Raw genomic sequence first — 20,429 nt, forward strand, 5'->3', positions numbered from 1 at the left:
GACTATTTTGGCCCGGATTCGGCGTTCAGACTCGGCCACGCAGCATGTCCGCGATGCGCTCCGCAATCATGATGGTGGGCACATTCGTGTTGGCGCACGGTATCGATGGCATCAGCGACGCATCGCATACGTAGAGTCCGCTGACACCGTACACTGCGCCACGCGCATCGCAGACGGCGAGCGGATCGTCCGCGGCGCCCATCCGGCAGGTTCCCGACGGATGCCAGGTGCCGCCCACCGAGCGCGTGACGAATTGCGTCAGTGCACGATCGTCGGCGAGCAAATCGTTCAGCGTGACGCCTTGAGTGACCACGCGCCGCACGAGCCATGCGCGAAACGGACCCGCGATGTCCAGCAGCGCGCTCAGCACGCCGCGTTGCAAAGCATTCCACCCGCCTGGCACAGCTACACTTGCGACACGCGGCGAATAACTCGAAGGCAGGAGTGTCGCGCGATGCTTCGCCATCATCGGATCGGCCAACGTCTCAGCGCCGAAGCGCAGCGCACGCTTCAGGCGTTCGAGATCGCGAGCATCGGACAGCATGTTGAAATCGACTGCGGGCTCGCTATGCGGACTCGCCGACGTCAGCGTCACGCGGCCGCGCGAGTACGACTTGTTCACCCAGAAGAAGATCGTGCCGAGCCGGTAGCCGACCGAATGCCAGCCCGAGCGCGACAGGATCGCACCGTGCATGTCGCCGGCTACCGTGCCGGGCACGCCAGACGAAAAGCGTACGATGGCCTGCTCGTGATGCTCGTCGGGAAACGGCGTGCGGGCGGCCCGCGGCAAAACCGCGGAGACAGCGATCGACGGATGCTCCATCAGATTGCCGCCGACGCCAGCACGATCCGCCCGTAACTCGATACCAAGCGCGGCGAGTGCGGCAGCAGGTCCAATCCCACTTCGCATCAGCAGAGCGGGACTGTGGATTGCGCCTGCGCAGACGATCACATGCGCGGCTCGCAGTTCTTCGCCCGCACCCTCACGGCCGTTGCTATTGACGACGCGCGCGCCGACTGCGCGCATGCCGTCGAACAGCACGCGCTCGACGTGCGTGCTGGTGCGGATCGTGAGATTCGGGCGGGCGCGCACGGTGTCGTCGAGGTAGCACACTGACGTCGGGATACGCTCCCCCGCCTCGCTCACGGCGATCGATCCGATGAACGTGCCATCCTCCCACTCGCCGTTCTGATCCTCGCGCCGCACGTGGCCACGCGCGGCGAGCGTGCCGAGCACCGCGCGCACGAAGGGCGAGATGTGCGTCCACTTCGCGCGCTGGATGCGGACCGGACCGCTCTTTCCATGCAGGTCGCCGTCGAAGTCGCAATCGGATTCGAGTTTGCGGAAGTACGGCAGGCAGGCGTTCCAGTTCCAACCGTTTGCGCCGAGCGCGTGCCATTCGTCGTAATCGGCGGGTGCGCCGCGATTCGCCATGAGCGCGTTGATCGCCGAACCGCCGCCGAGCAGGCGCGCCTGTTCATAGCGGCGTGTCGTCGCCGATGCACTCATGCGCGCCTGCAGGCGCTGCCAGATGTTCGCCGTGTCGAGATAGGCGCGGCCGGGATACCGGCTGCGTACCGCGGGCGGCATGTCTGTCTGTGAGATATTGCGTCCGGCCTCGACGAGGCAGACGGTCTTGCCGGTGTCTTCGGATAGACGCGCGGCGAGCACGCAGCCGGCCGAACCGCCGCCGAGAATCAGATAGTCGATCACATTCGATGATTACGCAGGCGTTGAAACGTGCGGAACTGGTCTGCAAAACGTGCACGCGAGCCCGTGAGCTCGCGCGTCGGGACCGGCCTGAGCTTTACTGCATAAACTTCAGCCAGCGTGCCTTCGCCTGAACGCCGGCGTCCGAGGCCCACCACTCCTCCGACATGAGCGCCTGTTTCGCCGCGTTGTCCGGCGAGCTTGGCAACTCGCTCGCACGTTTCGCGTCGATCTTGCCGGTCTTGAAGGCAGCCGGATTGCCCGGGCCGTAGTCGATGTAGAGCGGCAGGTTCGCCTGCAATTCGGGCGAGACAGCAGCATTGACGAATTTGATCGCGTCGGCCAGGTTCGGCGCGTTCTTCAGCACGCACAACTGGGTGTTCTGGAGAATGCCGTCGTTGAACGTGAAGTCGATATCGGAGTTGTCTTTGCGCACGGCGCTCGCGCGACCGTTCCAGATCATCGTCATGTCGACTTCGCCATCGTGCAGCAATTGTGCCGACTGCCCGCCCGACGTCCACCAGACGCTCACGTCCGGCTTGATCTGCTGAAGCTTCCTGAACGCGCGATCGACATCGAGCGGATAAAGCTTGTCGCGCGGCACGCCGTCTGCCAGAAGCGCGGCTTCGAGTACCGTCTGCGGATCGTTGCGCAGCGCGCGCGTGCCGGGGAATCCCTTCACATTCCAGAAATCTGCCCAGCTCTGCGGCACTTTCCTCAACGTCTTCTTGTTGTAGCCGATGACCGTCGAATAGAACTCATAGGCGACTGAATACGGCGTGCGGTATTTCTCGGGCATCGCGGCCGCATTCGGGATCTTCGAGAAATCCAGCTTCTCCAGCAGGCCTTCGTGGCCGCCGCGCAGACAGTTGGACGTCGGCGTATCGACCACGTCCCAGATCGGCTTGCCGGTGGCGGCCTGGGCCTTGATCTGCGGCCACGCGTCCGGGATGCTGTCCTGGTTCACGGTAATGTTCAGCAGTTTCGCAGCAGGATCGAGGATCGCCTTGGTCTGCGCTTCCTGATACGTGCCGCCTTGAGAAACAAAGGTAATCTTCCCCGCAGCAAAAACAGGCGTGAGACACGCAGGCACCAGACCCGCGACACCAAGAATCAGAACAGCGGCAAGCGGGCGCAACGTTGGCTTCTTGATCACGACTTTGTCCTCGACAAGGGTTAAGCAAAAGAGATCGTGGATGTAATACGCATTGAGCCAAATATAGTGAGTCTATTTAACGGCGACAACGCCGCAATTGTTGTGGTGCCCATGACATAAAGTTATGGCAAACTCGTCACGTCGTGCAAGGGCAGGCCTCGCCGGTGGCATAACAGAATCAAAAGGGGCCCGCCCGAAAATCAAATGGACCGATACGCACCTGGGGTCACAAGTGCTTCGGATATCCACCTATTATTCCTGGCAGGCCCACTGCGCGCGGCCACTTCACCCCCCATCCCGGCCGAGCGACGCAGCATGAAAGGCCTACTCTTCCGGCAGCGGCCGCTGATCGCGTGGGACTCAACCGCAGTGGCCTGTGCGGAACGGGGATCGGAGGGACGAATTTCTTGCGCACGGAATCTGTCCTCCTTCGCACACTCATTCCTGCAGTTAGCAACTACAGTTCAATTGCAAGGGACCATCCTGCACAGTGGACCCTGTTCGCCTGATTGCAGTCCCAAGGTGTGGTTGACATGAAGAAACTCGTCGGCGTGCTGCTTCTCGCCGCAGCACCGCTCGTGACGTCCGCCGGGACGCCGCTCCTCTATTCCCGCAGCGCGATCGTGTACGACGTCGGGCGTAGCGAAGTCCTGCTGGAAAAGAATCCTGACGAAGCTGAACCCGTCGCATCGCTCACCAAGCTGATGACGGCAATGGTCGTGCTGGACGAAGCGCAGGCCCTAGGGGAAACACTGACCATCGACGATGCCGATATCGATCGCCTTAAACATTCGGGCTCACGTATCCCGGTCGGTGCTGCGCTCGCACGCGAGGAGATGCTGCGCCTTGCGCTGATGTCGTCCGAGAACCGCGCGGCCTCCGCGCTCTCGCGCGCCTTTCCGGGCGGTCAGCCTGCCTTCATCCGCAAGATGAACGACAAGGCACGCGCGCTGCAGATGGCCGCCACGCACTTCGACGATCCGACGGGGCTGTCACCAGACAATCTTTCTACCGCGCGTGACGTCGTGAAAATGGCGGAAGCCGCGTCGCACTATCCGTTGATCGGCGCCTTCACGACACTCCCGCATTACGAGGAGGCGGTCGGCAGCAGAACGAGGTTCTACCGGAACACCGACCCGGTAGTCGATTGGCCGGACTGGGACGTCCAGCTCGCCAAGACCGGTTATACCGACGAGGCAGGACGCTGCGTCGTGGTCGACGCCACCATGCCGAATGGTCAGGTGATTATTGCGCTCCTCGGCGCGCGATCGTCGAGGGCGCGTTCGGCGGATCTGGTCGCGATTCGCCGCTGGCTGGACGGCGACGAAACGCCCGTTGTCATGCCACGCCGGTACTACGCGGGCACGCACCATCACCATCATCAAATGGTCGCCCAGGCGCATCGCGTCAAGGCGACGCTCGCCGCGTATCGGACAGGATCCGTTTCAGGTGCGCGTCGGCCGAATGTCAGGCTCGATACTGGCACGCGGCACCGCCGTGCGTCGCCAGGCGCCTGGGTCCAGTAGGTGTCGCGCGCTGCGTGAAGCTCACTGGCGTCAGCGCGAAACGGCAGGGCCGCGGGCTGCTGCGCGAGCGTCCGCCAGCATGACGCCATCCACGCCCGTCCGGGCCCGTCGCCCCAGCTGCGTTAATCGAACTGCCGAACGGTCATCGCTCTGCTCGCGCGAGGTGCCAGCCCGCATGTCCGATGACACGCGATCATCGGGGTGTACTATCTTATTCGCAGGGTCACCCTGCGCGCGGCATTTGGGCACGTCGTCAATGGCGGTCAATCAACCGCGATGGGGCCCTTGGGGAACAGCATGAGGGGCTTGCTGGTGGCATTGGAATGCGCGTGTACGCTGTTGGTTGCCGCGGCGCAGGGTATGCCGATTGCCCCAGCGCCCGGGACCACGGTCGCCGCGAAGGACTACCTGGCCGGAGCGAAGCGCGTCGTCGATGCCGCGGCGCAACCCGCTGCACCCTGGAACGGGCCGCGCAACGGGCCGCGCGCCCAACTTGGGAAACGCGTCGCCATCGTCGCCGAGGATTTGCGCAACGGCGGCATCGTCGGCGTGGTCGAAGGTGTGCTGGAGGCGGCCAAAGTCATCGGCTGGAGCGTAAAGATATTCGACTCCGGCGGCACGCCGGACCTGCGGCTGAAGACGCTGGCGAATGCGCTGGCAAGTCGTCCGGATGGTCTGATCATCGTCGGCGGCGACGCACGCGCCCTGCTGCCCGGGCTGCGGCCGTTTGCCGAGCGGAGCATTCCGATCGTCGGCTGGCATGTCGCGGCCCAGGCCGGACCGGTGCCGGGCACGCCCGTGGCGATGAACGTGGCGACGGATCCGCTCGAGGTCGCGCGCGTGACCGCGCTGGCGGCCATCGTGCAGTCCGGCGGGCATGCGGAAGTCGTCATCTTCACCGACTCCAATTTCCGAATTGCGCAAGGCAAGGCGGATGAAATGGCTGCAGTTGTGCGCGCGTGCAGCGGCTGCACCTTGCTCGAAGTGCGCGACGTGGCGATCTCGCACAGCCAGGACCTGATGCCGCGCACGACGCGCGCCTTGCTCGCGCGGTATGGCAATCGTTGGACGTATGCGCTGGCCGTCAACGATATCTACTTCGACTACGCCGCCCCGGTGCTGACCCAGGCCGGAATGCCGAACGCCGCCATGGCCATGCTGTCCGCTGGGGACGGCAGCGAGTCCGCCTTTCTGCGTATCCGCACGGGCAGCTTCCAGACGGGCACCGTGGCCGAACCCCTGAATCTGCACGGCTGGCAGGTGGTCGACGAGATGAACCGGCTCTTCGCCGGGGGAGGCGTCACGGGTTACGTGTTTCCGGTGCATCTCGTGACGGCGGGCAACATCGCTGCGGACGGCGGCGATCGTCTGCTCTACGATCCGGCCAACGGCTATCGCGACGTCTATCGCCGCATCTGGCAACGCCCGTGAAACTTCCGCTTCCGCGGTCGCTCACCGCGCAGTTCACGCTCGTGGTTTTGTGCCTGGCCGCCCTGGTGGTCGCGGTCGGTGCCACGACCATCTACTCGTTGGCCGGTTCGGCCCACGCGATCCGCCAGTTGGCCGAAGAGCGGCTGGCTCGCCAGGAGGATGCACAGGACCTGGCGCAGCGCACCCTGATGATCGAACGCCTGGCATTGCAGTTGTCCAGTGACGATACGGTGGAGTCTGTGCGCGAGACGCATCGGCATGTCATCGAACAGCTGGAATCCTTCGACCGTCTGGTGGACCGCCTGGCCTCCGCGACCACGAGCGACAGCCTCGGTGTCGACGCGCTGGCGCTGCATCGATCGAGCCAGCGCTTCCGCAACACGGTCAACATCGAGGCGCAGGTTCGCGAAACCGCGCTGGGCGCCGGAGCCGCGCCGGCGTCCGCGCCGCGGCCCGGCGCGTCATTGGCCAGCCTGGACGACGATCTGCGCCGCCAGGCCGACGCTCTGGCCGCCGCAGCGCGCCAGCAGTCGGATTATTTCACGCGCGACTACCGCAAAGCGGTTCAGGATCTGGCCGAAGACTTGGGCCGCACGCGCAGGTGGGTGGCCGGCGAAGTTGCGGTGAGCCTGCTACTGACCTGGCTGATCGCCCGCGCATTCCTCGGTCGCCACGTCGTGGCACGGTTGCGCCGGGTCAGCCACTTCCTGCGGCACGGTGATGTCGACGGCGTGCAAGCCGGCGTCCCCGTTCACGGCGGCGATGAGATTGCCGATATGGCGCGCGCAGTCGAGCAGTTCCTCGAAGACCGGCGCCAGCGCAGGCAGGCCGAGGATGCGCTGAAGGAGCTCAACGCCGAACTGGAGGCGCGCGTTACACAGCGCACGGCCGAACTCAGCACGGCGCTTGCGGGCCAGACGGCTGAGATCGTCGAACGACAGCACGCCGAAGAGGCTGCGCGAGCGAGCGAGCACTTCCTGGACAGCATCATCGAGAACATCCCCGACACGATCTTCGTCAAGGATGCAGCGACGCTGCGCTTCGTGCGTTTTAACAAGGCGGGAGAGCAACTGCTCGGCTACCGGCGCGAAGAACTCATCGGCAAGTCCGTCCACGACCTGTTTCCCGCTCAGGAGGCAGATTTCTTCGCGCTGAAGGATCGTGACGTGCTGGAGTCTCAGCAACTGGTCGACGTGCCGGAGGAGCCGGTTCACACACGTCACGGGCCGCGCCTGGTGCACACAATGAAGATCCCGATCGTCGACGTGCGCGGCGAGCCGCAGTTCCTGCTCGGCATCTCACGCGACATCACAGAGCAGAAGCGCGCCGAAGAGGAACTGCGGCGCTATCGCGAGCACCTCGAAGATATGATCCGCGAGCGAACGGCTGAACTGGCCGTCGCCAAGGAACACGCCGATGCGGCCAATCAGGCCAAGAGCGACTTTCTTGCGCACATGAGCCACGAGCTGCGCACGCCGTTGAACGGGATCCTGGGCTACGCGCAGATCCTGAGGCGCGATAAGAGCCTCGATCAACGCCAGGTCGATGGGATCACCGTGATCCAGCGCAGCGGCGAACATCTGCTTGCGATCATCAACGACATCCTGGATATGGCCAAAATCGAGGCCGGAAGGGCGGAGCTCAACCTGTCCGACATTTCGCTTGACCGGTTCATCTACTTCATCGCCGAGACGATTCGGGTGAAGGCAACGGAAAAGGGCTTGGCCTTCGCGTGCGAGATGGCACCCGATCTGCCCGCAGGCGTGCGGGTCGACGAAAAAAGGCTGCGCCAGGTGCTGCTCAACCTGCTCTCGAACGCAATCAAATTTACCGAGAGGGGGAGCGTGCGTCTGCGCGTCGGTTGCCTGCCGCCCGCGCGGCTGCGTTTCGAAGTGCAGGACACCGGCATTGGCATAGACGAAGCGCGTCTGGAGGCGATCTTCCTGCCTTTCGAGCAAGTGAGCGATGCCCGGCACCGGGTTGGAGGCACGGGGCTGGGCCTGGCCATCAGCCGGCAGCTTGTGCGCTTGATGGGTGGCGAGATCCACGTCGACAGCCGCCGCGGTGCTGGCAGCGCCTTCTCGTTCGAGCTGAACGTCCCGGTGGTGGCGCCTCAGGCAGCCGTCGTCCCGCCCGAATGGACGGTGAGCGGCTATAAGGGGCCGCGCAAGACCATTCTCGTCGTGGATGACGTAGCGGCAAACCGTGCCGTAGCGGTCGATATGCTCGGCCAGCTCGGATTCGACGCGGTGGAGGCCGTCAACGGACTTGAAGCTTTGGAGAAAGCCAAAGCGCTACGGCCGGCGCTCGTCCTGATGGATGTCGTCATGCCCGGGATGGACGGGCTCGAAGCCACGCGGCGCCTGCGCGAAATGCCGGAGTTCGGGGATCTGCCCATCGTTGCGGTTTCCGCCGGCGCCTCGGGGAGCGATGCTGCGAAAAGCCTGGCGGCTGGTGCTAACGCCTTTCTGTCAAAACCGGTTGACTTCAGTGGGCTGTTGTCACAGATCGCGGCCCTCCTGAATATCGAGTGGAGCGACGAAGTTCCGCAGACGCAAGCCGCCGGAGCGGGCCGAACGGCTGTACGCGCCGCCGATCCCTCCATGGGGACCTTGATTGTGCCGCCGCCGGGTGAAATCGAAGCGCTGCACCACCTGGCGCGACTGGGCGACATGCCTGCCATCGTGCAACAGGCCACGCACCTTACCGAGCTTGACGAGCGCTATCGTCCTTTCGCCGACCACCTTTGCCGGCTAGCGAAGGATTACCAGTCCAAGGCAATCCTCAGCTTCGTCGAGCAATATCTGGAAAGGAGGCAAGTCCCATGATTGGAACCGCACAAGCCGCGTCCTGAGGAATGACACAGGGTTGTCCCGACCGGCGGTCATCTGGTCCTGTCGCATTAAGTCGGTCTGCTATTGTGGGCGTCCCGCTGGTGCGAACGATGTTCGATGATGAGGACCCCGAACGCCGCTGTAAGCAAGGTGCTCAAGCGGCTACATTACCCGCTCGACGTGATCCTGATGGGCGTGCGCTGGTATGTGGCGTATCCGCTGAGCCTGCGTCACTTGGAACAAATGATGGCTGAGCGTGGGATAGCAGTTCTACTCGCTCGCTTCAGAAGCAATCCTCCCCATATCACCGTTGCTTGCCCCGGTCTCCTTACTGCGACAGAACCACAAATAGGGCGATCGCAAATGGCCGAAGGTGAAGGCCCAGAGCCCTCGCTATTTCAAACCGGCTTCGTCCAAATCACGCCTGTAAGGAATACCTTACGGTAAATCCAGTTGATGCCGACTGCACTATCCGGTATTGCCGACCGAGACAACCGTTCGGGTTGCGTAAGATACGGATCAGAGACACGGCTTTAGCAAACTGAGGAAGGAGCATTCATAACGGCTTCTGCAGACGTCCTGAAGCCTTGAGTGATAGCCAACCGATCGACGCAAAGAGCGCTTCGTCGGCCTTTTGATCTGCATGAATCCCCAAGGCCCCGAATGTTGTATGAGTTGCATGAATGGCAGAGAGCAGCGTGGGCTCCTTTCCTTCCCTGGCTTCAGGTCACAGCGAACTTCCTCACACGCGCCGGTAACTCGTTACACCCGGCACCCTCCAGACAATTTGCCGCCGGCTGCGACTTGCTGGTGAGACTCCATAAGCGTTACGCAAAACCGCAGTTCGGGCTCACCGAAACGGTCGTTGACGGACAGCAGGTGAGAGTGACCGAGACCGTGGCGATGGAGAAAGCGTTCTGCCGACTTGTTCACTTCGAGCGCGCGTCCAGCTGCAAGCATCCCGTCGTTCTACTCGTCGCTCCGCTGTCGGGTCATCACGCGTCGCTCCTGCGTGACACCGTACGGGCCATGTTGCCGGATTTCGATGTTTATATCACTGACTGGCTCGATGCGCGCCAGGTCCCCCTCTCCGAAGGAACGTTCCATCTTGATGATTACGTCGCCTATGTGCGCGAGTTCATCGACTTCCTCGGCCCGGATGTTCATGTAGTGGCGGTGTGCCAGTCCACGGTCCCCGTCCTCGCCGCCGTTGCCCTTGCGGCAGCACGAGGCGAGCCCACACCTGTGAGCGTGACCCTGATGGGCGGTCCGGTCGACGCGCGCCGTAGCCCTACCGCCGTCAACCAGCTGGCCACCAGCAAACCGCTCGACTGGTTCGCGCGCACATTGATCAATACAGTACCGCGTTTTCACGCCGGCGCCGGTCGGCGTGTGTACCCGGGATTCCGCCAGCATATGGCCTTCATGGCGATGAATCCCGATCGCCACCTGAAAGCACACGTCGATTACTACTTCGATGTGTCGGCGGGCAACGCGGAGGCGAGCGTCAAACATCGCCGCTTCTACGACGAGTACAACGCCGTGCTCGACATGGCTGCCGACTATTATCTGGAAACGGTCCGCGTGGTTTTTCAGGAATTTTGCCTGGCTCGCGGCACCTGGCGGGTAGATGGCGAGCATGTACTCCCGGACACGATCCGCGGCTCGGCCCTGATCACCGTCGAAGGAGAACGAGACGATATCTGCGGACCCGGTCAAACTCACGCTGCGCACGATCTCTGCACTGCAATCGATGCCTCGCGCAAGCACTGCATCACAGTCGCGGAATGCGGGCACTATGGCATCTTTTCAGGGAGTAGCTGGCGCACGCAGATCTATCCGCAGATTCGCGACCTGATCTATCGCTACCACGGGGGTTGAACGAGGGCGGCGAACAAGGTGCGCGCTCATGCGCTGCGAGGAATTGACGCTCTTCCGCACAGTGCGGGGGATGCATAGCCCGGCCGCCGAGCGGGCTGTAAGCCTCAAGTACGGTTTATTTGCACTGCTTCCCGCAAAGTGCTGTCCTTGCTAGCCCAGTACGCACGCACATTTGGTCCGGAGCACTACTACATCGGCAGCCGGCATCCCGTCGTTAAGGAGTCGCGCAGTCTGGCTGCAGCGCGGGCGCCGCGGCTGCGAAAGCGTGATGCGTGCTGGCACGGCGGTACACGGCCAGACTCAGCGGGTATGTATCCAGGTCGCATCCCATTCGAAGCGCGTTGGCCATTTGCGGCACGAGACAGCAGTCCGCGAGCGTCGGCGCATCGCCAAAGCACCAGAGCCCTGTTCCGTACTTCCCGAGCAGTCGCTCGACGCCGGCCATACCCTCCGCAATCCAATGCCTGTACCACGCGCTCTTTTGCTCCGCCGTGACGTTCAATTCCGTCTCGAGATAACGAAGCACGCGCAGGTTGTTGACCGGATGGATGTCGCAGGCAATCAGATACGACAACTCGAGCACGCGAGCGCGGAGGTCACGATCGGCCGGAATCAGCCTCGGCTCCGGAAAGCGCGCGTCGAGCCAGTCGATGATCGCGAGCGACTGCCCCAGACTGAAATCGCCATCGATGAGAGCGGGCACCGCCGCGGACGGGTTGAGCTGATTCACATACTTCGCGTCCCGATGCTCGCCGGTGCGGATGTTCACCGGAACGTAGTCGAATGGCACGCCTTTGAGCGCCAGCGCGATTCGCACCCGATAGGATGTCGAACTGTTGAAGAAGTTATGAAGTTGCATGGTGCGTCTTTGCCGTCACACGATCCGCACGCGAAGTTCACCCAATCGCTCGACGCCGACCGTCATGACGTCGCCCCGCCCGACGGCGCCGACACCCTCGGGGGTGCCGGTATAAATCACATCGCCCGGCTCCAGGCGGAAGAACTTTGACAGATCCGCCACGGTCTCGGCGACCGACCAGATGAGATGCGAAACGTCACTCTTCTGCCGGCTCTCCCCATTGACCGTCAACCACAGGCTGCCCTTTTCGAAGTGACCCACGTCGCTCGCGCGATGGATCGGGCCGATCGGCGCCGAGCGGTCGAACGCTTTGCCGATTTCCCACGGGCGGCCCATCTCGCGCATCTTCATCTGCAAATCGCGGCGTGTCATGTCGAGACCCACCGCATAACCGAACACATGGTCGAGTGCGTCGCCCGCTGCGATATCCGATCCGGACTTGCCGATCACAGCGACGAGTTCCGCTTCGTAGTGGTAGTTCTGCGTCTGCGACGGATAGGCGAGATCGAGCGTATCGCCATACGCGACCGGCACGACCGCGTCGGCGGGCTTGCAGAAGAAGAACGGCGGTTCGCGATCGGGATCGAAGCCCATCTCGCGCGCGTGCGCCGCATAGTTTCGGCCGACGCAATACACACGCCGCACGGCGAACTGCGCATCGCTGCCTGCGACCGGCACGCCGACCGGTGCCTCAGGGGGAAAAACAAACGCCATGATGAAGAACTCCTGTTCGTATGCGTTGAAATGAATCTCGCGCGAGGACAGCCGACGAATCGACGCCCTCGCCCGAGGCATTACGTGCGCGCCTCGCGCAGCAGATTCAGGGCCGACAGCACCGGGCGATCCGAGTAGCTGAACAACACGCAATCGCTGTTCGCGCTCAGGCTGACCGGTTGCCATGACGGCACCACGAACACGTCGTGCGCGTCGAACCTGAATTGCTCCGCGCCGATTCGCGCGATGCCCGCTCCCTCCACGGCGCAATAGACCGTCGCGTCGGTACTGCGATAGGTCTTGCCCGCAAACCCGGCCGGCAGGAACTGCATGAACGTCGCGATAGTCGGCATCGGCCAGCCGCCTGTCGCGGGATTGATGTAGCGAAGCTTCACGCCGTCCCATTCGTCGAGTTCGCCGTTGCGATAGAGAACGTCGAGCGCCTCGCGGCTCCGCTCGTACGGATAGCTGAATACCGGTGACGTGCCGTCGGTGACGCGGTGCCGTACCGGCGCCATGTTGTGCCCGAATCGCGCGAAGCTGTCGCCTTCGGGGCGCAGCACCGGTTGCGTAACCTCCGGGTACGTTTCCGCAAAACCCGCATCGAGATGGCCGATCAGCGGAATGTCGAGGCCGTCGAGCCAGACGACCGGCTCGCCGCCCTCCTCGATCGTCGGATTGCCGTGGTCGTGCCAGGTCCAGGACGGCGTGATGATGAAGTCGCCCGGATGCATGGTCGTGCGCTCGCCGTTGACGGCGGTCCACGCACCGCGCCCTTCGACGATGAAGCGCAGTGCCGACTGCGTATGCCGGTGGCTCGGCGCGAGCTCGCCCGGCAGGATCAGCTGCAGGCCGGCATACAGCGTCGACGTGATGCTCGACTTCCCCGGCAGCCCCGGATTCTCGAGCACGAGTACGCGCCGGACCGCTTCCTCTGCGCTGATCAGCGAGCCGGCCTCCATGACGAGGTCGCGGATCTCCGCGTATTTCCAGATCGCCGCAACAGCCTGTGGCCTCGGTTCCTTCGGGACGAGGTTGTGCAGCGCTTCCCAGAGCGGCGAGAGCCCCCGGGTTTGAAGTTGCCGGTAGTAAGCCGAACGTTGCTCGCGCAGCGCGGTAGCCGTCATGCCTGTCTCCTGGTCGATCGATGGTGGATGGCGGCACACCGGCGGGACGTCGTCCGACGATCCCCGCACGGCACGCGACCTGATCGTTGAATCATCCGCTCAGAGTTCGACGAAGACGTATCCGTCCTCGATCTTCACGGGATACGCGCGAATGTCGGCCGTCAGCGGCTCGCACATCGCCTTGCCGGAGCGCACATCGAATTTCCCCTGATGCAACGGGCATTCGATCTCATGTCCATCGAGAAAACCGTCGCACAACCGGGCGTGGCCATGCGTACAAATGTTGTCGGTCGCAAACACCTCGCCGCCGACGCCATAGAGCGCCAGCTCCTGGCCGGCGGCATTCACCGCGGTGACGTCGTCCGCCGGCACGGCCGACAACTCGATCACTTTCGTCCACTGCCTGTCCATCGCACACCTCAGATTGGATAGATGATCGAGTTCGCGATCATTTCGCTGTCGAACACACAGATCTTAGATTCGAACCTGAGACCTTCCGGCGTCCGGCGGATCGTGTCGACATACCGCCCGACGTTGAATACGGTCGTCAGTTCGTCCGGTTTCGTCCTGAACACCGCATAGTTGGCCTGCGCGTCGATCCGCTCGCCGTCAACGCGCAGGATGCGCGGCACACCCACCACATGGCGCTGGTAGTACGGGTCATGGAAGATCGTTTCGGTCATGCCGTACACGCGGTCCTTCAGCATCCCCTTGCTTTCGAACGCGAGCGTCGCGAGCGGAAAACCGCGATCGAAGTTCTCGCGAGGCTGAATCCTGTAGGTGCAATCGTCCACAAAGAACTCCGGCCACTTGTCCCATTCGTTGTTATCCACGACGCACGCATAATCCGCATAGAGCGCAAGCACTTGCTGCCAGGTTTCGAAATCCAGCATCTCATTCCTCCATCACGCGGCGCCAGTAGTCGTACATGCCGCGAATCAGTGTTTCGGTGACCATGTGGTCGGTATCCGCAATCTCGCGCCCACCGAGTTCGGCGATGGTCCGATGGAATGGCTTCTGCTCAAAGCCCTCTTGCGAGAACTCGATGACTTCGCCGTCGTCCGCGGAAACGAAGCCCGCGGGCCCGAAGAGATTCGCCTGTCGCAGGCGCCGGCGCGTCATGTCCTCGCTGTCTTCCTCGAAGCCGAAATGCGTCCACACGAAATCGAACGATCCGTGTCCGTTCGGCTGGATGTGCCGCGTCGACACGGAGTTGACCTGCTGCTGGATGATCACGCTCGGGAACAGGGTCATCATGACGGCCGTCGGTGTGCCCCACCATCGCTCGTGCACGACGTCGAGGAAGCGGTCGTCGTTCAGCGTCATCTGATCCTTGAAGCTCGACACGCCGCTCGTGACCTCGCCCTTGCCGCCCGCGCCGCGCGTCGAAATCATCGCGGCGTGGCGGAAGTGCTGGTCCATCTTCAGCTCCGACTTGTTGTCGGCGCGCCAGAGACCGAACGTGACGAACCACGTGTGAAGCAGGCCCGGGTGGTACGGGTCCTTGATGTTTTCCTGCATCAGCTTCCAGTTGCCGGGAATGCGCTGGCGGTTATAGCCGAGGATCTTCAATTTGCGGCCGTCGAACACACGGTCGAAGTATTCGATGATCGTCGGCCCGAGGAACGCTTCGAGCGACGGAAGATCGTGGTCGAACGACGCGAAGATCACGCCGTTGCGACGGGCCACGTTCAGCTTCGTCAGACCGTGCGCCTTCGGATCGAAATCCGCCGGCATGCCACCGTTGACCTTGCCGTCGGCCTTCACGCCGCGACGGAACGGAACGCCGACGAGGTTGCCCTTCAGGTCGTAATTCCATTGATGGTACGGGCAGGTAAAGTCCTTCCGGTTGCCGAACTTCTCGCGGCAAAAACGCACGCCCCGATGGGCGCAGACGTTCTCGACCACGGCGATGTCGCCGTCCTGCGTGCGCGTCACGATCACCGAACGCTCGCCGACGGCGGTGCGCCTGAAGTCGCCCGGATTCGGGATCTCGGCCTCGAGGCCGACATAGCACCAATGTCCCGAGTAGAAAAAGCGCTCGAGCTCGCGGCGATACGTATCGTCGTCGGTGTATGCCCAGAACGGCACGCGACTCGAGCCCTCGTCCTTCCAGCTCGGCCGCACGAAGGTAATGGGGGCCTCACTCATGGTTTGTCTCCTGATGGGAAAAGTGCCGCAATGGCGGATCTCACACGCCGCTTGCGTAGAATGCGTCGGCATACACGTGCTCGGCCTCGATGCCCTTCTGACGGAGCAGGATCGACGCGGCATCGACCATCACCGGCGCACCGGCGACATAGGCGCGCCAGCCTTTAAGGCTGTCCCAGTCGCGCTGCACCGCTTCCGTCACGACGCCGGTTCGATACGGCCCGGGCTCGTTCGACGACGTCACCACCACGTGGGCCGTGAGGTTCGGCAGCCGTTCCTTCAACTCGTCGAGCCACGCCACGCCGTAGATGTCCTGCGGCGAGCGAACGCCGAAGTACACATGCACCGGATTGGCCATCCCCTGATCGGCCATTCCGCGAAGGATCGACAGGATCGGCGCGAGGCCGGTACCGCCGGCGATGCAGATGACCGGGTCGGACGTCTTCCGTCGCAGGTAGGCGGTGCCGAGCGGCCCGCTCAGGCGCACGGCATCGCCCGGCTTCAATTGCGTCGCGACGTAGGACGTGACGCGCCCGCCGGGCACGACGCGGATGTGGAACTCCACTTCGTCGCCGTTGGCGGTAACAGCCATTGAGTACGGCCGAATGTGCTGCGGCGTGAACTGGAGCGACGCATACTGCCCCGGCGAAAATTCGAGCGGCTTCGACAGCGCGAGACGCACGCGCTTGATGTCGTGCGTCAGATCCTCGATGCCTGCCACCGTCGTCTTGATGATCTTCGACGGGTGGACGACGATCTCGTCGACTTCCGGAATTTCGATCACGCAGTCTTCGACCAGGGTCGCCTGGCACGCGAGCACCGATTGACCGTTGGTTGCCGGAAGATTCGTGTCGGCGGCCCCTGTCACGAGCACGTTGCCCGACACGATCCGGCACCGGCACGTGCCGCACCGCCCGGCCATGCAGCTGTACGAAACAGGGATCTGATGGTTGCGCAGCGCTTCAAGCAGGTTGTCGCCCGTTCGCACGTCGAGCGTTCGTTGCAGCGGCAGAATCGAAACTTCCATGGGGCCAGCGTCTCCAGGCTGTTCAACTTATGTCCGCATGATGCCGTCGCCACGATCATTGATAAATAGAAATTCCTTGATATACGACATCACCATCCGTAATAATGCATCGAACATCGAAGGGGACAGGGCGTGGAACTTCAGGACATCGATCTCAACCTGCTCGTCGTGTTCAACGAGCTGCTGCGGCAACGGCGCGTGTCGGCCGTTGCGACCACACTCGGGATTTCCCAGCCTGCGATCAGCAACGCGCTGAGCCGGCTTAGAAAGGTGCTCGGCGACGAGCTTTTTCTCCGGACCTCGAAGGGCATGGTGCCGACGCCCTTTGCCGAGACGCTCGCGGAGCCGATCGCCTATGCGCTCGGCACGATCCACAATACGCTGAACGTCACGTCGAATTTCGACCCTGCGTCGAGCACGCGCGCGTTCACCGTCGCAATGACCGACATCGGCGAGATCTACTTTCTGCCGGGCCTCATGAAGCGTCTGGCAAAGGTTGCCCCGGGTGTATCGATCAGCACCGTGCGCAATCAATCGGACACGCTGCGCGACGAGATGGAGCGCGGCAACGTAGATCTCGCAATCGGGTTTCTGCCCGGCCTCAAGACGGGCTTTTTCCAGCGCCGCCTGTTCCGGCAGAAGTATGTGTGCCTGTTTCGCAAGGGGCATCCGCTCGCCAGGACCGGCATGACGATGAAAGCGTTCCTCGCGTCCGAGCATGTGTCGATCATCGCGGAAGGCACGGGGCATGGCATGGTCGATTCCGCGATCCAGCGGGCCGGTGTTCAGCGAACCGTTCACCTGCGCGTGCCGCACTTCGTCGCGGTCGGTCACATTCTTCAGACGACCGACCTGATAGCAGTCGTGCCTGAGGCCTACGCGGTCCGGACGCTCGCGCCATTCGATCTCGTCAGCGCGCCCTGCCCGATCAAGATCCCCGATATCACGATCAACGTGCTGTGGCACGCACGCAATCACCGCGAGCCGGACAATCAATGGCTTCGTCAGGTCGTGTTCGACGAGTTCGCGATCTAGGCGATGCCTCCTGACTCGATGTGAGCCGCGAGAGACGTTCCAGGCAGCGCGCGGGCACGCTCCCGTCCAATTCCGCCTCTCACTTCGTGCAAACCCTTATTCCCGCCGCACCCCATCGGGTGATTAAATAAATCCACTTGATTTAATTAATCACCCGGGATGACACCCGGGCTGGAGGCGATTCGTGAGGCATCCCCATGTCGGCCGCGGCAGCAATTCGGTCAACGTACGTCGTTACAACGAGCGCCTGCTGCTGCAGGCGCTGCGGCGCACGCAGCCGGCATCGAAGGCCGATCTGGCTCGCCAGGCGAACCTGACCGGCACGGCGGTAGGCACCATCGTCGCCACACTGGACAACGCCGGGCTGATCGAATTTACCGGCCGCCGCATCGAAGGCAAGCGCGGCCAGCCCGCTTCCCTGATCCGCCTCGCCCCAGGCGGCGCCTTCGGCATCGGCGTGCGGCTCGACCGGACCAGCATCGAAACCGTGCTGGTGAATTTTGCCGGCGAGGTGCTGGCCCGCAGCGGTCACGATAGGGTCCTGCCCCACCCTCGCGAGGTGCTGGAGATGGTGACGGGCGACATCCACGCGATGCTGCAACGCCTCTCTTCACATGAGCGCGCACGGCTGGCCGGCGTCGGCGTCGCGCAGCCGTTCAATCTCGGGAGCTGGCTGCGCGAACTCGGGCTGCCGATGCAGACCTTCTGCGCGTGGGACGAATTCGACTTCGCCAGCGAACTTGGGAGTGCCTTGGCCCTGCCCGTATTCAGCGAAAACGACGGCAATGCGGCAGCCATTGCCGAGCTGTTCTACGGCTGCGGGCGCCAATCGGACGATTTCATCTATCTGTTTCTCGGGCCTGCGATCGGCGGCGGTATCGCCGTCGACGGTGACTGCCTGCGCGGCGTGAGCGGTAATGCAGGCGACATCGGCGTCATGCCGGTTCCGCCCAGCCGTTTGCCATCGGCCCCTCAGCCGGCCGGACAGGCGGACATCCTGCTTGCGCGCGCGTCCCTCAACGCGCTCGCGCGGCATCTGCGCTATTGCGGCGAGTCGGTCGAGACACGCGCTGATCTCGAAGCCTGCATCGCCCGCCGTCCGCCGGCCTTCGACGAATGGCTGGACGATTGCGTCGAGGCGCTCGCCCCCGCCCTGCGCGCGATGCTGTGTGTGCTCGACGTCCCGATGGTCGTCCTCGACGCCGACGTGGACGCCGGGCTGATCGACGCGCTGATGAAACGCCTGAGCACTGCGCTCGCGCTGAGCGCACCGGAAGCCCGCGGCACGCCGGAACTGATGCGCGGCACGTTCGGGTCTGATGCCGGCGCGATCGGCGCCGCGACGTTGCCGATGTTTTTCAATTTCTCGCCGCGCGCCGGAATTCTCAAGGGTGCCGGTGCCGAATTGCAGGAGGTGAATCATGCCCCGTTCTGAATCCACTGCCGCCTTGCTGGAGATGCGCGGCATCAGCAAGACCTTTCCGGGTGTCCGCGCACTCGACAACGTGCGTCTATCGGTTCAGGCCGGCGAAGTGCACGCGCTGATGGGCGAAAACGGCGCCGGCAAGTCCACGCTGATGAAGATCCTGTCGGGCGCCTACCAGGCCGATCCCGGCGGAGAAATCCTCGTCGAAGGCAAGGCCGCGATCATCGACGGACCGCTTGCAGCGAGAGAACTGGGGATAGCGGTGATCTACCAGGAGTTGAGCCTTGCGCCCAACCTGACAGTCGCCGAAAACATCCATGCCGGGCGCGAACTGCGCAAGGGCGGCCGCCGCTGGGGTCTCGTCGATCGCGCGGCGATGGAGCGCGACTGCGAAGAGGTGCTCACCCGTCTGGGCGCGAGCTTCCGGCCGCAAACGCGGGTGGGCGAGCTGTCGATCGCCGAGCAGCAACTCGTGGAAATTGCACGGGCCGTCCACACGCGTGCGCGGATTCTCGTGATGGACGAGCCCACCACGCCGCTGTCGTCGCGTGAGACGGAACGCCTCTTCCACCTGATTCGCCAGTTGCGCGCAGAAGGCCTTGCGATCATCTATATCAGCCATCGCATGGCCGAGATCTACGAACTCTCCGATCGCGTATCGGTGCTGCGCGACGGTTCGTACGTCGGCACACTCGGGCGCGAGGAGCTCAGCGCAGAGAGCCTCGTGAAGATGATGGTCGGCCGCGACATCTCCGGCTTCTACAGGAAGCAGCATGCGCCCTACGATCCAGGCAAGTCCGTGCTGTCGGTGCGCGATATCGCCGATGATCGCCGCGTGCGCGGTTGCAGTCTCGAGCTCCACGCCGGGGAGGTCCTCGGCATTGCGGGCCTCGTAGGCGCCGGCCGCACCGAGATGGCGAGGTTGATCTTCGGTGCCGAACCGCGCGTGCGCGGCGAAGTGGTCATCGACGGGCAGACGCTTGCCCTGCGCACGCCGCGCGATGCGATCGACGCAGGACTTGTTTACCTGACGGAAGATCGCAAGCGGCAAGGCCTCTTTCTCGACATGAGCGTGCGGGACAACATCAATGTGGCCGTCTGCGGACGCGATGCGCGGCTGGGTGTCCTTAACCTCACGCGGGGCGCGGAGCGGGCGCGGGACGCCATTCGCTCATTGTCGATCAGGGTCGCGCATCCGAAAGTCAACGTCGGTGCTCTTTCGGGCGGCAACCAGCAGAAGGTGCTGCTGTCGCGGCTGCTGGAGACCCGTCCGCGCGTGCTTATCCTCGACGAACCGACCCGCGGCGTCGATATCGGTGCGAAATCGGAGATCTACCGGATCATCAACGAACTGGCGAAGTCCGGCGTCGGCATCATTGTCATATCGAGCGAATTGCCGGAGATCATCGGTGTAGCCGACCGTGTGCTGGTGATGCGCGAAGGCGAGATTGCAGGCGAGCTTGGCGGACATACCGACAGGCCGATCAGTCAGGAAGCCATCATCGAACTGGCCACGGGCTCGCGGCCCGCACTGGAAGAGGCGGCGTAGTG

The 20,429-nt window shown here is 63.4% G+C and carries 16 protein-coding genes and 1 pseudogene; 8 read left to right on the top strand and 9 right to left on the bottom strand.

Annotation, left to right across the window (positions count from 1 at the left end; all coding sequences use genetic code 11):
- Positions 1–25 precede the first annotated feature (25 nt).
- Together DLM46_RS27145 and DLM46_RS27150 are read right to left on the bottom strand one after the other, a co-directional pair.
- Positions 26–1,714, bottom strand: coding sequence for a GMC family oxidoreductase (locus DLM46_RS27145; RefSeq protein WP_115105530.1), 1,689 nt, complete (start codon positions 1,712–1,714; stop codon positions 26–28).
- A gap of 94 nt (positions 1,715–1,808) precedes the next feature.
- Positions 1,809–2,867, bottom strand: coding sequence for an ABC transporter substrate-binding protein (locus DLM46_RS27150; RefSeq protein WP_115105531.1), 1,059 nt, complete (start codon positions 2,865–2,867; stop codon positions 1,809–1,811).
- Positions 2,868–3,400: 533 nt separating this feature from the next.
- Here DLM46_RS27150 and DLM46_RS27155 point away from each other — a divergent pair.
- From DLM46_RS27155 to DLM46_RS27175, 5 genes and pseudogenes are all read left to right on the top strand, one after another.
- On the top strand, positions 3,401–4,393 hold the full coding sequence (locus DLM46_RS27155) for a serine hydrolase (RefSeq protein ID WP_115105532.1): 993 nt from the start codon (positions 3,401–3,403) through the stop codon (positions 4,391–4,393).
- Between the two features lie 297 nt (positions 4,394–4,690).
- Entirely contained in the window at positions 4,691–5,824 is a 1,134-nt protein-coding gene (locus DLM46_RS27160; RefSeq protein ID WP_115105533.1) for a substrate-binding domain-containing protein, read from the top strand.
- A complete protein-coding gene (locus DLM46_RS27165) occupies positions 5,821–8,652 on the top strand; it encodes an ATP-binding protein (protein WP_115105534.1) in 2,832 nt (943 codons plus the stop codon). The genes DLM46_RS27160 and DLM46_RS27165 overlap by 4 nt, the downstream gene beginning before the upstream one ends.
- A gap of 126 nt (positions 8,653–8,778) precedes the next feature.
- Positions 8,779–8,928: pseudogene (locus DLM46_RS27170) on the top strand (IS6 family transposase); the annotation flags it as partial.
- A 393-nt stretch (positions 8,929–9,321) separates the two neighbouring features.
- Positions 9,322–10,539, top strand: a complete 1,218-nt coding sequence (locus DLM46_RS27175; protein ID WP_115105535.1) for a polyhydroxyalkanoate depolymerase — start codon at positions 9,322–9,324, stop codon at positions 10,537–10,539.
- A gap of 214 nt (positions 10,540–10,753) precedes the next feature.
- Here the strand turns inward: DLM46_RS27175 and maiA are convergent, their stop codons facing one another.
- From maiA to DLM46_RS27210, 7 genes are all read right to left on the bottom strand, one after another.
- Entirely contained in the window at positions 10,754–11,398 is a 645-nt protein-coding gene (gene maiA, locus DLM46_RS27180) for a maleylacetoacetate isomerase (RefSeq protein ID WP_115105536.1), read from the bottom strand.
- Between the two features lie 15 nt (positions 11,399–11,413).
- Entirely contained in the window at positions 11,414–12,112 is a 699-nt protein-coding gene (locus DLM46_RS27185; RefSeq protein ID WP_115105617.1) for a fumarylacetoacetate hydrolase family protein, read from the bottom strand.
- Positions 12,113–12,192: 80 nt separating this feature from the next.
- Entirely contained in the window at positions 12,193–13,239 is a 1,047-nt protein-coding gene (gene gtdA, locus DLM46_RS27190; RefSeq protein WP_115105537.1) for a gentisate 1,2-dioxygenase, read from the bottom strand.
- Positions 13,240–13,338: 99 nt separating this feature from the next.
- Positions 13,339–13,650: a non-heme iron oxygenase ferredoxin subunit gene (locus DLM46_RS27195; RefSeq protein WP_115105538.1), complete on the bottom strand. Its 312-nt coding sequence runs from the start codon at positions 13,648–13,650 to the stop codon at positions 13,339–13,341.
- Between the two features lie 8 nt (positions 13,651–13,658).
- Positions 13,659–14,132: an aromatic-ring-hydroxylating dioxygenase subunit beta gene (locus DLM46_RS27200; protein ID WP_115105539.1), complete on the bottom strand. Its 474-nt coding sequence runs from the start codon at positions 14,130–14,132 to the stop codon at positions 13,659–13,661.
- A 1-nt stretch (position 14,133) separates the two neighbouring features.
- Positions 14,134–15,390 carry an aromatic ring-hydroxylating dioxygenase subunit alpha gene (locus tag DLM46_RS27205; RefSeq protein WP_115105540.1) on the bottom strand — a complete coding sequence of 419 codons (1,257 nt, stop codon included), beginning with the start codon at positions 15,388–15,390 and terminating at the stop codon, positions 14,134–14,136.
- A gap of 40 nt (positions 15,391–15,430) precedes the next feature.
- A complete protein-coding gene (locus DLM46_RS27210; RefSeq protein ID WP_115105541.1) occupies positions 15,431–16,417 on the bottom strand; it encodes a 2Fe-2S iron-sulfur cluster-binding protein in 987 nt (328 codons plus the stop codon).
- 132 nt (positions 16,418–16,549) lie between these two features.
- Between DLM46_RS27210 and DLM46_RS27215 the strand changes: the two genes are divergently transcribed.
- From DLM46_RS27215 to DLM46_RS27225, 3 genes are all read left to right on the top strand, one after another.
- Entirely contained in the window at positions 16,550–17,452 is a 903-nt protein-coding gene (locus DLM46_RS27215) for a LysR family transcriptional regulator (protein ID WP_115105542.1), read from the top strand.
- 184 nt (positions 17,453–17,636) lie between these two features.
- A complete protein-coding gene (locus DLM46_RS27220; protein WP_115105543.1) occupies positions 17,637–18,887 on the top strand; it encodes an ROK family transcriptional regulator in 1,251 nt (416 codons plus the stop codon).
- A complete protein-coding gene (locus DLM46_RS27225) occupies positions 18,874–20,427 on the top strand; it encodes a sugar ABC transporter ATP-binding protein (RefSeq protein WP_115105544.1) in 1,554 nt (517 codons plus the stop codon). Before DLM46_RS27220 ends, DLM46_RS27225 begins: the two co-directional genes overlap by 14 nt.
- The last annotated feature ends 2 nt before the right edge of the window (positions 20,428–20,429 follow it).

This window comes from Paraburkholderia lacunae (genome assembly GCF_003353175.1).
In the GTDB taxonomy this organism is placed as follows: domain Bacteria; phylum Pseudomonadota; class Gammaproteobacteria; order Burkholderiales; family Burkholderiaceae; genus Paraburkholderia; species Paraburkholderia lacunae.